The organism is Stenotrophomonas sp. IS26 (assembly GCF_054188265.1).
In genome coordinates, this window is sequence record NZ_JBSZJV010000006.1 from 150,998 (window position 1) to 164,794 (window position 13,797).

14 protein-coding genes are annotated in these 13,797 nt (G+C 66.7%); all 14 read right to left on the reverse strand.

Going from position 1 to position 13,797, the window contains the following annotated elements; genetic code table 11:
- Positions 1–3 precede the first annotated feature (3 nt).
- Positions 4–519, reverse strand: coding sequence for a peptidoglycan-associated lipoprotein Pal (pal, locus tag ACW6W5_RS07910; protein ID WP_121039134.1), 516 nt, complete (start codon positions 517–519; stop codon positions 4–6).
- A gap of 64 nt (positions 520–583) precedes the next feature.
- Entirely contained in the window at positions 584–1,903 is a 1,320-nt protein-coding gene (gene tolB, locus ACW6W5_RS07915) for a Tol-Pal system beta propeller repeat protein TolB (RefSeq protein WP_046272625.1), read from the reverse strand.
- Positions 1,904–2,114: 211 nt separating this feature from the next.
- Entirely contained in the window at positions 2,115–3,173 is a 1,059-nt protein-coding gene (gene tolA, locus ACW6W5_RS07920; RefSeq protein WP_121039137.1) for a cell envelope integrity protein TolA, read from the reverse strand.
- On the reverse strand, positions 3,163–3,591 hold the full coding sequence (tolR, locus tag ACW6W5_RS07925) for a protein TolR (protein ID WP_121039140.1): 429 nt from the start codon (positions 3,589–3,591) through the stop codon (positions 3,163–3,165). Before tolR ends, tolA begins: the two co-directional genes overlap by 11 nt.
- A gap of 23 nt (positions 3,592–3,614) precedes the next feature.
- The gene (tolQ, locus tag ACW6W5_RS07930) at positions 3,615–4,394 is read right to left on the reverse strand and encodes a protein TolQ (protein ID WP_121039143.1); all 780 of its coding nucleotides are present in this window, start codon (positions 4,392–4,394) and stop codon (positions 3,615–3,617) included.
- 10 nt (positions 4,395–4,404) lie between these two features.
- A complete protein-coding gene (gene ybgC, locus ACW6W5_RS07935; protein WP_152151888.1) occupies positions 4,405–4,848 on the reverse strand; it encodes a tol-pal system-associated acyl-CoA thioesterase in 444 nt (147 codons plus the stop codon).
- On the reverse strand, positions 4,838–5,878 hold the full coding sequence (gene ruvB / locus ACW6W5_RS07940; RefSeq protein ID WP_121039149.1) for a Holliday junction branch migration DNA helicase RuvB: 1,041 nt from the start codon (positions 5,876–5,878) through the stop codon (positions 4,838–4,840). The genes ybgC and ruvB overlap by 11 nt, the downstream gene beginning before the upstream one ends.
- A 318-nt stretch (positions 5,879–6,196) precedes the next feature.
- Positions 6,197–8,116: a potassium transporter Kup gene (locus tag ACW6W5_RS07945; protein WP_121039157.1), complete on the reverse strand. Its 1,920-nt coding sequence runs from the start codon at positions 8,114–8,116 to the stop codon at positions 6,197–6,199.
- Positions 8,117–8,174: 58 nt separating this feature from the next.
- Entirely contained in the window at positions 8,175–8,765 is a 591-nt protein-coding gene (gene ruvA, locus ACW6W5_RS07950) for a Holliday junction branch migration protein RuvA (protein ID WP_088433901.1), read from the reverse strand.
- A 10-nt stretch (positions 8,766–8,775) separates the two neighbouring features.
- Positions 8,776–9,297, reverse strand: coding sequence for a crossover junction endodeoxyribonuclease RuvC (ruvC, locus tag ACW6W5_RS07955; RefSeq protein ID WP_121039160.1), 522 nt, complete (start codon positions 9,295–9,297; stop codon positions 8,776–8,778).
- A gap of 129 nt (positions 9,298–9,426) precedes the next feature.
- Positions 9,427–10,158, reverse strand: a complete 732-nt coding sequence (locus tag ACW6W5_RS07960; protein ID WP_152151885.1) for a YebC/PmpR family DNA-binding transcriptional regulator — start codon at positions 10,156–10,158, stop codon at positions 9,427–9,429.
- An 83-nt stretch (positions 10,159–10,241) separates the two neighbouring features.
- Positions 10,242–10,874 (reverse strand): esterase/lipase family protein, encoded by a 633-nt coding sequence (locus tag ACW6W5_RS07965; protein ID WP_121039166.1) that lies wholly within the window; start codon positions 10,872–10,874, stop codon positions 10,242–10,244.
- A gap of 109 nt (positions 10,875–10,983) precedes the next feature.
- The gene (locus tag ACW6W5_RS07970; RefSeq protein ID WP_193222761.1) at positions 10,984–11,517 is read right to left on the reverse strand and encodes a GNAT family N-acetyltransferase; all 534 of its coding nucleotides are present in this window, start codon (positions 11,515–11,517) and stop codon (positions 10,984–10,986) included.
- A 128-nt stretch (positions 11,518–11,645) separates the two neighbouring features.
- Positions 11,646–13,403 (reverse strand): aspartate--tRNA ligase, encoded by a 1,758-nt coding sequence (aspS, locus tag ACW6W5_RS07975; protein WP_121039169.1) that lies wholly within the window; start codon positions 13,401–13,403, stop codon positions 11,646–11,648.
- Between the last annotated feature and the right edge of the window lie 394 nt (positions 13,404–13,797).

The following is a 13,797-nucleotide window of genomic DNA, read 5'->3' on the forward strand; positions in this document are numbered from 1 at the left end:
CTATTACTGAGCCGTGTACACGATCTCGACGCGACGGTTCTGCGACCAGCAGGACTCGCCCGACTCGGTGCAGACCGGACGCTCTTCACCGTAGGACACGACGGTCAGCTGCGAAGCCGAGCCACCGTTGGCCTGCAGTGCCGAGGACACGCCGTTGCCACGACGCTCGCCCAGAGCCTGGTTGTAAGCACGCGAACCACGCTCATCGGTGTGGCCCTGCAGGGTCATGCGCGAGGACGGACGGTCACGCAGGTACTTGGCGTGGCACGCCATGATGGCCTGGAACTCCGGCTTGACGCTGTCCTGGTCCAGATCGAAGTACACCACGCGCTGGCGCAGGCAGGAATCGGTATCCAGATCACCCGGACCGTACAGACCCGAGGTGGACGGGCCGGTCGGAGCGGTGGTGCTGCCGGTATCAACCGGGGCAGCCGGCACTTCCTTGACCTTCTTGGAACAACCGGCCAGGGCGGCCACGGACAACAGGGAGACAAGCAGAACGCGGGTGGTCTTGTTCATGGCGATACCTTTGAGGCTCCTAAAGCCGGATGAGGGATGAATACGGCGAAATCTTAACACTCTGTTAGCGCTTTGTACGGTATGGCGACCAAGAAGGCTCACGAACATCACCGTCGGCCAGAACCAGCCGCTGGCGCACGCGCGCATCGGCCGATACGGCGTACAACACTCCACGACCACCCTCACGGGCGGCGTACAACACCATGCTTGCGTTGGGCGCGAAGCTCGGCGATTCATCCAGCGACCCTGGCGACAGCGTGTTCCAGCGGGCCGAGCCCGTGCTGCTGTCCATCATCGCGATCTTGTAGGTATTGCCGCTGCCCTGGGCGACCACCAGCTTCTTGCCGTCGTAGGACAGGCTCGGGGTGGCGTTGTAGTTGCCCTGGAAGGTCACGCGCGAGGCGCTGCCACCGCTGGAGGCCACCTGGTAGATCTGCGGGCGGCCGCCGCGGTCGGAGGTGAAGTAGACGCTGCTGCCATCCGGGCTCCAGGTCGGCTCGGTATCGATGGCGAAGTGGTTGGTCAGCTGGGTCAGCTGCTTGCTGCCCAGATCCATCACGTAGATTTCCGGGTTGCCACTGCGCGACAGCGACAGGGCCAGGCGGCGGCCATCGGGCGAGAACGACGGGGCGCTGTTGATGCCGCGGAAGCTGGTGACCAGTTCACGGGCACCGCTGGAGATGTTCTGGATGTAGATCGCCGAGTTGCCGCGCTCGAAGCTCACATAGGCCAGCTTGTTGCCGTCCGGGCTCCAGCTCGGCGAGAGCAGCGGCTCGGCCGAGCGCACAATGGTCTGCGGGTTGAAGCCGTCCGAATCGGCCACCATCAGCGCATAGCGCATGGCATCGCCCTTGCCGCTGGCGGTCACATAGGCGATGCGGGTCCAGAAGGCGCCGCGGACACCGGTGATCTTTTCGTAGATGGCATCGGCCATCTGGTGGGCGACATCGCGCATGGCGTTGCCACGGGCGGTCATCGCCAGGCCCAGCAGGCGCTCGCCCTTGGGCACGTCGTACAGCTCGTACTCGACGCGGTAGGCGCCAGCGCCGGCGTCCATCACCCGGCCGACCACGATGTAGTTCTGCTTCAGCGCACGCCAGGTGGCGAACTGGATCTCGCTGCCACGGGTCGGCTTTTCGACGATCTGGGCTTCCGGCAGGTTGCGGAACTGACCCGAACGGTCCAGATCGGCACGCACCACGGCGGCCACATCGGTCTGCGGTGCACCGGCCGACCCCTGGTACGGCATGGGGACGACGGTGATCGGCGTGGCGGAGGCATTGCCGCCAATGATGTCGATATCCAGCCCCTTCTGCTGCGCCATGGCAGCGAAGGGCAACAACAGGGCCGCAACAACGGCAAGCCAACGAGGCATTTTTTTCATGGAGCGCTCAATAGGGGGAAACCAGAACGAGGGATAACAGGACCGCGGTGAACAGTTTCGCAATCATGAACCAAGGCCGTGTGAATTCCGAGTCACCTGGCGCACAAAACTCACACACCGTTAACCCCTTCAGGCGCCGTTGGGCTGCGCAACGGCGGGCGGTGCGCGCCTGCCAGGACCGCTGATCCGGCGGGATCAGCGGTCTGCCGGGTCAATCCTGGGCGGTGAACGTGAAGTTGATGGTGCGCGCGAATACCGACTCGAAGCCGCGGTACGGCAACGGCTGGGCATTCAACACAGCGGCCTCGATCGAACGGCGGCCTGCCTCGTCGAACGGGCAGCTGCCGCTGACCTTGGCCTGGATCACCTGTCCACCCGGAATCTGGGTGATCGAGACCTGGCAGCGCTGGCCCAGCGGCACCGAATCCGGACGGGTCCACTGTGCGGAGACCTTCTGCTGGATGGCCGCCGCGTATTTGGCGCTGAGATCGTCACTGGTGCCACCGGCACCGGCGGCCGGCTTGGCAGCACCGGTCGCCCCGGCGGTCGAGGCCGAGGCATTGGCGGCACGCGCGGCCGTGACCTGGCGCAGCTTCTGTTCGGCCAGCTTGGCTTCGTTCTCGGCCTGGGCGCGCTTGCGGCGGATTTCGGCAAGCTTCTTGTCGCGCTCGGCGTCGGCCTTGGCATCATTGGCCTTCTGTTCCTGCTCGGCCAGCTTCTTCTTTTCCGCCTCTTCCTGCTGTTTGGCCAGGCGCAGCTTCTGCTCGGCCTGTTCCTGGCGCTTGCGCTCGGTCAGGTCGATCTGTTCCTGGCGGCGCTTGGCTTCCTGCTCCTGCTTGGCCTTTTCAGCCGAGATCGCCAGCGCGTTGACCGCTTCCTGATCGACCGTATCGGGCTGGGCGATGCGCTCCTGCGCCTGCGATTGCTGCGGCGTCGGCGCGTCCTGCGGGCGCGGCTCGGGCAACGGCTGCGGCGGCGGCACGGTGTCTTCCGGAATCGGCTCGGGCTCGGCGACCGGCTCGGGCAGGTCCGGCAGCGATTCGGAGGCACGCAGGGCCTGGCGCGCGGCCGAGGCTTCGGACGCGGACAGCTGCAGGCTGGCTTCGATGGCCGGATCGCCCGCGGCCGCTTCGGTGGTGCGCTGCGGCGACCACAACCAGGCGGCGATGAAGATCAGTGCCAGCAGCAGATGGACGCCGAGCGCCAGCGCGATCGGCAGGCCCCACTCCTCATCCCGTGCGCGCTGCGGTGGCAGGGCTTCAGTGTGCATCGGTCGCCAGGCCCACCTTTTCCACGTTGGCGCGCTTGATCACGTCCATGGCCGCGACCACCTTTTCATAGGCCACGGCCCGGTCGGCGGCGACGATCACGCGCAGGTTCTTGTCCTGCGAGGAAAGCGCGGACAGCTGGGCCTGCAGGCGGGCCGCATCCATCGGCTCCGGGTCCTTGGCCTCGGGCAGCTTCAGGCTGAGCTGGCCATCCAGGCGGACGGACACGACGACCGGATCCTGCTTGCTCTCCAGCGCCTTGGCCTGGGAGGTCGGCAGATCCACTTCAAAGCTCAGCGTGAGCAGCGGCGCGGTCACCATGAAAATGATGAGCAGCACCAGCATGACGTCGATGTACGGCACGACGTTGATTTCGGATTTGAGCTTTCGGCGCTTGCGGCGGCCAATGGCTGCGGTCATGGCAGGACTCCTGTGCTGGGCGCTTACTCGTCGCCCGCGGTCTGGCGCTGCAGGATCGAGCTGAACTCTTCTGCGAAGGTTTCAAAGCGCACCGACATGCGCTCCACGCGGGTGGTGAAGCGGTTGTAGGCCCACACGGCCGGTATCGCCACGAACAGGCCGATCGCGGTGGCGAACAGGGCTTCGGAGATGCCCGGGGCAACCGAGGCGATACCGGCCTGCTCACCGCTGTTGATCATGTCGTGCATGGTCACCATGATGCCGAACACGGTGCCGACCAGGCCCACGTAAGGGGCGGTCGAGCCGATGTTGGCCAGCAGCTCCAGGCTGCGCTCCATCTGGTCCACTTCACGCGTATAGGTGGTGCGCATGGCGCGCTGCGCGCCCTCGAGCTGGGCCCGGCCATCCAGCCGACGCTTGTCGCGCAGGCGGGTGAACTCGCGGAAACCGGCTTCGAAGATCGCTTCCAGGCCGCCGACCTTGCGGTTGCGGTCGGTCGCCGAGCTGTACAGCTTGCCCAGGTCCGCACCGGACCAGAAGCGGCTTTCGAACTCGTCGGCCTCACGGTTGGCGGCATTGAACACGCGCGCCTTGCGGAAGATGATCACCCAGCTGATGAACGAGCCGGCCAACAGCAGCAGCACGATGATCTTCACCGGGATGCTGGCCTTGATCATCAGGTCCAGGTAATTGATGCCACCGCCATGCGCGGCTTGGGCGACAGTCTGCGCCGCGGCGCTGGTGACTTCCTGCGGCAGCGCTTCGGTCACCGTGGCCTGCAGGGCCAGGAGCATTGCGATCATCCGTTGTTCCTCAGTATGCGGATTCTGGAAATTCGAGGTGTTTCAGCGCGGCATGCAGTGCATCGTCCATGCCACGCGGTTTGAAGGTGGTTGCATCCAGCGCGGCGATCTTCACCTGCGCGGTCAGCAGTGTTTCCCCGCCCCGGCACACGGCCTGCGCGAACACCATGCTGGCGCGCTTGCACTGCACCAGCGTGGCGGTGACATCCAGCGCATCATCCAGGCGCGCCGGTTTGAGGAAATCCAGGGTCATGCTGCGCACCGCGAACACCAGGCCATGGTCGCAGCGCATCCGCTCCTGACCATACCCCAATGCGCGCATCCATTCCGTGCGCGCCCGTTCCATGAAGGCCACGTAGCGGGCGTGGTACACCACCCCGCCAGCGTCGGTATCTTCCCAGTAAATGCGTGTCGGCCAACTGAATCGGGGCTCAATCCGGGGCTCAACCGACATCCGGGACCTCCGCGAACAGGTCCGCCGGCGGGTTTTTCGGCTTCAGCCCCATGTGCCGGTAGGCCTTGTGCGTGCACATGCGGCCCCGCGCGGTGCGGATCAGGAAACCCTGCTGGATCAGGTACGGCTCGACCACGTCTTCCAGCGTGCCACGCTCTTCAGACAGGGCGGCCGCCAGCGACTCGATGCCGACCGGGCCACCGTCGAAGTAATCGACCATGGTCCGCAGCAGGCGCCGATCGAGCTCGTCGAAGCCCTCCGGATCGACCTTGAGCATCTGCATCGCGGCCTGGGCAACGTCCTGATCGATGTGGCCCGCCGCCTTCACCTGGGCGAAGTCGCGCACGCGGCGCAGCAGCCGGTTGGCGATACGCGGGGTGCCGCGCGAGCGCCGTGCGATCTCGGCCGCGCCTTCGGCGGTGCAGTCGATGTTGAGGATGCTGGCCGAACGCCGGACGATCTTCGTCAGCTCTTCCGGGGTGTAGAACTCCAGCCGGTGCACGATGCCGAAGCGGTCGCGCAGTGGCGCGGTCAGCAGGCCTGCCCGGGTGGTCGCACCGATCAACGTGAACGGCGGCAGATCGATCTTGATCGAGCGGGCCGCAGGGCCCTCACCGATCATGATGTCGATCTGGAAATCTTCCATCGCCGGGTACAGCACTTCCTCCACGACCGGCGAGAGACGGTGGATTTCATCGATGAACAGCACATCGTGCGGCTGCAGATTGGTCAGCAGCGCGGCCAGATCGCCGGCCTTTTCGATCACCGGGCCGGAGGTGACACGCAGCGCGACCCCCAGCTCATTGGCGATCACATGGCTCAACGTGGTCTTGCCCAGGCCCGGCGGCCCGAAGATCAGGACGTGGTCCAGCGCATCGCCACGGGCCTTGGTCGCCTCGATGTAGATCGACAGCTGCTCGCGCACAGGGGCCTGGCCGAGGTAATCGGCCATGCGCTTGGGGCGGATGCTGGCGTCGGTGCCCTCGTCTTCGCGGGTGGCACCGGCGGCGATGATGCGGTCGTCGGTCATTCGGCAATTATGCGGCAAAAGCGGCGCGATCCGCGCCCGGTAGTGCCGGCCGCTGGCCGGCTCCTCATGACATCTGCATCCCGCGGAGCCGGCCAGCGGCCGGCACTACCGGGCTCGAATCGGAGGAAGAGCCCCCTTGTTGTTCAAGGGGGCGCGCCGAAGGCGCGGGGATAAGGTGGAATGCGCGGACACCCCAGTCCGCCAAGGGCGGATGGGGTGTTCAAGGGGGCGCGCCGAAGGCGCGGGGATAAGGTGGAATGCGCCCGGGTCCCAAGGTTTGCGAAGCAGACCTTGGCCGCAGGTGGCGATCTGACGGCGTCAGATCTCCACCTGCGCCCCGAGTTCGACCAATCGATTACCCGGAATCCGGAAGAACCCGGTCGCCGGCGCGGCGTTGCGGTGCATCAGCGCGAACAGCTTGTCGCGCCAGATCGGCATGCCGCGGTTGGCGGTGGCCACGATGGTCTCGCGGCTGGCGAAGAACGTGGTGTCCATCGGGTCGAAGTAGATCCCGCCGTGGTCGCACGAGCGCATCAGCGCCAGCGGCACGTCCGGGGTCTCCATGAAGCCGAAGCGCACGTAGATCCGATAGAACTCATCGCCCACCGATTCGATCTTCAGGCGCTGGCCCGAGGGCGCGTACGGCACCGGCAGGGTCACCACGTGCAGGAACACGTTGCGCTCATGCAGCACCTTGTTGTGCTTGAGGTTGTGCATCAGCGCGTGCGGCGCCACCGAGGGGTCGGCGGTCAGGAACACGGCGGTGCCCGGCACCCGCACCGGGGGGGCCAGCATCAGGCCCGGCAGGAAGGTATCGATCCGGATGCCGTCCTTGCGGATCTCATCGCGCAGCAGCTCGCGGCCACGCCGCCAGGTGCGCATCATGGTGAACAGCACGATGCCCAGCACCACCGGGAACCACGCGCCCTGCAGCAGCTTGGCGCCGTTGGCGATCACAAAGCCCAGGTCGATCACGAAGAACACCGCGCACAGCGGGATGATCCAGTAGCGCGAGGTCGGCCACAGCGCGCGGGCCACCAGGGCCAGCAGCAGGGTATCTATCAGCATCGTCGCCGAGACCGAAATGCCGTAGGCCACGGCCAGGTTGGAGGAGCTGCGGAACGCCAGCACCAGCCCGATCACCATCACCGCGATACCCCAGTTGATGCCCGGGATGTAGATCTGGCCGATGGTGTCGTGCGAGGTGTGGGTGATGCGCATGCGCGGGATGTAGCCCAGCTGCATGGCCTGGCGCGACACCGAGAACGCACCGGTGATCACCGACTGCGAGGCGATCACCGCCGCCATCGTGGCCAGCACGATCATCGGGTACAGACCCCACTCCGGCACCGCCTCGAAGAACGGGTTCTTGACCGCTTCGGGGTTCTTCAGCACCAGGGCGCCCTGCCCCAGGTAGTTCAGCACCAGGCACGGCAGCACGAAGTAGTACCAGGCATGGCGGATCGGCTTGGCGCCGAAATGGCCCATGTCCGCATACAGTGCTTCGCCGCCGGTCACCGCCAGCACCACCGCGCCGAGGATGAAGATGCCGTGCCAGCCGTGCTCCATGAAGAAGCGCAGCGCCCACATCGGGTTGAAGGCCTTGAGCACTTCCGGCGCATCGACGATGTTCCAGATGCCGATCGCCGCCAGCGAAATGAACCAGATCGAGGTGATCGGGCCGAACAGCTTGCCGATCTTGGCCGTGCCGAAGCGCTGCACCGCGAACACCGCCAGCAGCACCACCACGGTGATCGGCACGATGAAGTTGTGCAGGCCCGGGGCCGCCACCTCCAGGCCTTCGACGGCGCCCAGCACGGAGATCGCCGGGGTGATCACGCCATCGCCGAAGAACAGCGAGGCGCCGAAAATGCCGAGGATGCCGACCACATAGGCCGAGCGCGACCCGTTGCGCAGCGTGCGCTGGGTCAGCGCCATCAACGCCATGATGCCGCCCTCGCCTTCATTGTCGGCACGCATGATGATGGTGACGTACTTGAGGGTAACCACGATGTTCAGTGCCCAGAAGGCCAGCGACAGCACCCCCAGCACGGTGTCATGGTCGCTGTTGAGCCCGTAGTGCGGGGAGAACGCTTCCTTCAGCGTGTACAGCGGGCTGGTGCCGATATCGCCGAACACCACGCCGATGGCGCCGATCATCAGCGCCATGCCACCGGCGGCCGGCGCGTGCCCGTGCGGGGCCTGGCCGTCGCTGTGCTGGGAAGAAGTGGTGGACATGGGGCTCCGGGCGGACGCGGTGGGTAGTGTCGGAATCAGGAAACGGCAGGCGCGCGGCTCAGCGCAGCGCGGCCTGGAGGGCCTTGCGGATCACCGTGGCGACATCGTCACCCTCGGCGTTGGCATCGCGCGCCATGCGCGCGGCCTCGGTCGGCTTGTAGCCCAGCTGCTGCAGGGCCACGGTTGCCTCGGAGACCGGATCGGTGGCCGGTGCCGCACCGGCGATCGGCGCGCCGCCGCCACCGAAATTGGCCGCGCGGTCGCGCAGCTCCAGCACCATGCGCTCGGCGGTCTTCTTGCCGATGCCCGGGATGCGGGTCAGCGCGGTGATGTCACCGGCCTGCAGCATGCGCGCGAACTCGTCCACGCTGACGCCGGACAGCACCGCCAGCGCGATCTTGGCACCGATCCCGCTGACCTTCTGCACATCGCGGAACAGGCGCCGCTCGCCCTCGCGCAGGAAGCCGTATAGCGAGACGCTGTCTTCCTTCTGCGCGTAATGGGTGAACAAGGTGACCTCGCGGCCCAGCTCGGGCAGATCGTAGAAGGTGCTCATCGGCGCCTCCAGCTCGTAGCCGACGCCATTGACGTCCACCATCAGCCAAGGCGGCGCCTTGTAGGCCACGATCCCGCGCAGACGACCAATCATGCAGTGTTCCTCATTTCCGGCTCCAGGCCTGGCGCGCATTGACGCCCAGGCGCAGCGCCGTCGCCCGGACATGGGCGTGGGTGATCGCCACGGCCAACGCATCGGCAGCGTCGGCCTGCAGCTTGGTTTTCAGGTTGAGCATGAGCCCGACCATGTGTTGGACCTGTTGTTTTTCCGCGCCACCGCGGCCGACCACGGCCAGCTTGATCTCGGTGGCGGCGTACTCGCTGACCGGCAGGTCGCGCATCACCACGGCCGAGATGGCGGCGCCGCGCGCCTGGCCCAGCTTCAAGGCCGAATCCGGGTTGCGCGCCATGAACACCTTTTCGATGGCCACTTCGTCGGGGCGGTATTCCTCGACCAGGGCAGTCAGGCCGACCACCAGCAGCTTCATCCGCTGCGGGAAGTCGTCCGCGCCGAGCAGGACCAGCGGCAGGTGATGCACATGCACCACCTTGCCGGCGGCGTCCACATCAATGATGCCCACCCCGGTGCGCTGCGAACCGGGGTCGATGCCGAGAATGCGGGTCATGCGGCACGCACACGGCCGCCCGTGGCCCGGAAGGGACACATGCGGCGGGGATAACAGGGAACGGCTGGAGTCATCATGGTCCGCATTGTCCGCTCACCGGTCGCGCAAAGCGACCGGTGAAGCGCCTGCTCAGGCGTAGGCGTCCGCGCCGAGATCGGCGTTGGAGAACACGTCCTGCACGTCGTCCAGGTCTTCGAGCATGTCCAGCAGCTTCTTGACCTGCAAGGCGGTGTCGCCTTCGACCTTGATGTCGTTGTCAGCGCGGTAGGTGATTTCGGCATGGTCCGGGGTGAACCCGGCGGCCTCCATCGCATCCTTGACGGCGTGATAGCTGTCGGCCGCGGTCACCACATCGATCGCCCCGTCTTCCGGGTAGACCACGATGTCGTCCGCGCCGGCCTCGATCGCCGCCTCGGTCACGGCTTCTTCGTCCGCACCGGCGGCGAAGTGCAGCACGCCCAGGCGCTTGAACATGAACGACACCGAGCCTTCCGTGCCCATGTTCCCGCCGCACTTGCTGAACGCATGGCGGACATCGGCCACGGTGCGCACGCGGTTGTCGGTCAGGCAGTCCACGATCACGGCCACGCCACCGGGGGCATAGCCCTCGTAGCGGATCTCTTCGTACTCGACGCCTTCCAGCTCACCGGTCGCCTTCTTGATGGCGCGCTCGATCACGTCCTTGGACATGTTCGAGGACAGGCCCTTGTCCATGGCCACCCGCAGGCGCGGGTTGTTGTTGGGGTCGCCTCCACCGCCGCGCGCGGCAACGCCGATCTCGCGGATGATCTTGGTGAAAATCTTGCCGCGCTTCGCGTCAGACGCGTTTTTGCGGTTCTCGATGGAGGGGCCTCTACCCATGGGGTGACTCTCGTGTTTCTGTCAGGAACAGGGCGCGAATTCTACCTGATCCGTCGGCCTGCCCGTGTCAGTGCCGGGCCCGATCAGGCAGCGTGGGCCGCGTCGTCCCGGCGGAATCGGCCATCGCGCAGGAACGCGGCGGTCTGGCGCGCGGCATCCGGTGAGAACACCAGCCCGCTATGGCTGGCCGGGATCACGCAGTGGTCGGCCAGGCCCGGCAACTGCGTCTCATCCAGCGCCACGGTGCCATCGGAGGCATCCCCACAGGCGCCCAGCAGGCTGCCCAGCCCGTGCGGGACGGAGCCGGCGATCAGGCCGACCTGCGCCCTGCCCTCCCAGGCCGGCAGGCCATCCAGCAGCAGTTCCGAGCTGCGGCCCAGCGCCAGCGACCAGCCGTGATCGCTCAGCGAGCGCGCGGTCACACTGCCACGCAACGGCGAGCCGAGGCAGACCACCCGCGAAACCGGCAGTTCCGGCGCGCGCCGCAGCGCCTCCAGCGCGACCAGCCCGCCCAGGCTGTGCCCGACCAGCGAGACCGGACCGCTGCCCTTGAGCCGCTCCAGCAGTTGCGGCACCGCCACCTCCGGCCCCCCGAACACACTGGAATACCCGAAGGTATCCACGGCGAAGCCACGGGCACGCAGACGCCAAGCCAGCGGGCCGACCCACGCGCGCGCATTCCAGATGCCATGCAGCAGTAAAACAGGGGGATTCATGGTGTCAGCCTAGCCCGTTGGGCGGGGCGCCTGCAGAAGGAAACAGCGTCATTAGACGAATGGACCGGACAACGGCAGGTGAAGCCATCGCGGCCCGTCAGGATCGGGCTCAGGCGGCCGTTGGCGGGCGGCGCAGGATGAACTCCAGGTCGCGCACCTTGCCGACCGGGAACTCATAGGTGCCGACCTTGCTGAAGCCGTAGCGGGCATAGAAGCGCTGCGCGCCGAAGTTTTCCGACCACACCCCCAGCCACACCGTGCGGGGGCCCTCGCGTTCCAGCCAGGCCAGCGCGGTTTCGAACAGACGGCTGCCCCAGCCACAGCTCTGCTGGTCCTTGATCAGGTACAGGCGCTTGAGCTCGCCATCGCCGGGCTGCACCTCGGCATGCGGCAGCCCACAGGGGCCGGCAGCGGCGTGGCCCACGGCAACACCGTCCAGCTCCAGCAGCCAGACTGCGTAATCGGGGTGTTCGAGGATGATGCGCTGGCGCTGCGCCGGGTAGGCCTCGTCGAGGAAGGCCTGCAGGTCCTCGGGCGGGTACAGATGGCCGAAGGTTTCCACGAAGGTACGCGCGGCCAGCACCGACAGGGTCTGGGCATCGTCCGGGGTGGCGCGGCGGATGGTGTAGCGGCCTGGGGTCACGGCGGGAGCATCGGCATCGGCGGGAGCCGCCAATTTACCTGAACGCTGCGATGATGGCGCGGCCCGGCACCGACCTCCTGCCGGTACCTGCCGCACCCCACGCCGACCGATGGCCGGCGCTTGCCGGCTTATTCCTTGACCGCGCGCGGACGCACCTGGACGTGCACTTCGGCCAGCTGCTCGTCCGGGATCGGCGAGGGGGCACCGGTCATCAGGCACTGCGCGCCGGTGGTCTTCGGGAACGGGATGACGTCGCGGATCGACTCGGTACCGGCCATCAGTGCCGCGATGCGGTCGATACCGAAGGCGATGCCACCGTGCGGCGGCGCGCCGAAACGCAGCGCGTCGAGCAGGAAGCCGAACTTGCCCTCGGCCTCTTCGGCCCCGATGCCCAGCAGGTCGAACACCGCGCTCTGCATGTCCGAGCGGTGGATACGGATGGAACCACCGCCGATCTCGTTGCCGTTGAGCACCATGTCATAGCCCCGCGACACGGCGGTCTTCGCATTCGCGCGCAGATCGGCAATGTCGTCCACCGCCGGTGCGGTGAAGGGGTGATGCAGGGCGACGTAGCGCTGGGCTTCGTCGTCGTACTCGAACATCGGGAAATCGGTGACCCACAGCGGTGCCCAGCCGGCGGCGACCAGATTGAAGTCCTTGCCGGCCTTCAGGCGCAGGGCGCCCATGAAGTCGGAGACCTTGTTGTAGCCACCGGCGCCGAAGAACACGATGTCGCCGTTACCGGCACCCACCTGGGCGACCAGCGCGGCGAAGGCCTCTTCGCTGAAGAACTTGGCGATCGGCGAGGCAACTTCGCCGCTCTCGCTGATCTTGATGTAGGCCAGGCCCTTGGCGCCGTACTTGGCGGCATGCGCGGCGTAGTCGTCGATCTGCTTGCGCGACAGGCTGGCACCACCCGGGATGCGCAGCGCGGCGACGCGGCCATCGGCATCATTGGCGGCGGCGGTGAACACCGGGAACTCGCTGGTCTTGACCAGCTCGGCCACGTCCACCAGCTCCAGCGCGATGCGCAGGTCCGGCTTGTCCGAGCCGTAGCGACGCATCGCTTCGGCCCAGGTCATGCGCGGGAAGCTGGCGGCCAGCTCCACGTCCACCACTTCCTTGAAGATGGCGCGGATCATGGTTTCCACAAAGTCCTGCACGTCGCGCTCGCGCACGAAGGCAAACTCCATGTCCAGCTGGGTGAATTCCAGCTGGCGGTCGGCACGCAGGGCTTCATCGCGGAAGCAGCGCGCGATCTGGTAGTAACGGTCGAAGCCGGCCACCATCAGGATCTGCTTGAACAGCTGCGGGCTCTGCGGCAGGGCGTAGAACTCGCCCGGGTGCATGCGCGCCGGCACCAGGAAGTCGCGGGCGCCTTCCGGGGTGGCCTTGGTCAGGATCGGGGTTTCGATGTCCTGGAAGCCGGTGGCATCCAGGTGGCGGCGCAGGGCCTGCACCAGCTTGATGCGGGTGCGCTGCATGCGCTGCATTTCCGGGCGGCGCAGATCCAGGTAACGGTACTTCAGGCGGGTTTCTTCGCCCGGGTTCTCGTGCGCGTGGAACGGCAGCGGCTCTGCCTTGTTGAGGAGGGTGATGGCCGTGGCGATCACTTCCACCTTGCCGGTGCGGAGCTTGTCGTTGGCCGCATGGCGCGCGCGCACCACGCCTTCCACCTGCAGCACGTCCTCGTAGCCCAGGCTGGCAGCCACGGCGAATACAGCGGCGTTGTCGACTTCCACCGTCACCTGCACGATGCCTTCATGATCACGCAGATCGATGAAGACCACGCCGCCCTGGTTGCGGGCAACGTCGGTCCAGCCGGCGAGGGTTACGGTTTGGCCAATCAGGGTCTCGTCGACCAGGCCACAGAAGTGGGTACGCATGGGGGTAAAGCTCCGCAGGAGAGTGCCGGCGCCAAGCTGCGCCGGAAAGCCCGTTATTCTGCGGCCGCCAGCCCGGCGGGGCAAATCCGGGGGCTGCGGCCCGGCATCACACGCTCTGAACCGGGGCCATTCCTATAGTCCGCGCACCAACGACCGCACGGGGATGTCGCCATGCAACGCCGTCTGAGCACCGTCTGCCTCACCCTTGCCCTGGCCTGTATGGCCCCGGCCCTCCACGCCCAGATGAGTACACGGGCCTATGCCCCGGAGAATCTGTCGCAGCTGTCCTCCTCCGACCGCAGCCGGGTCATCACCCAGGAATACGCCGACCAGTCCAATGGCCGCCGGATCCCGGACGACCAGCTGCGCTTCTACCTGGCCCAGGTCAATTCGG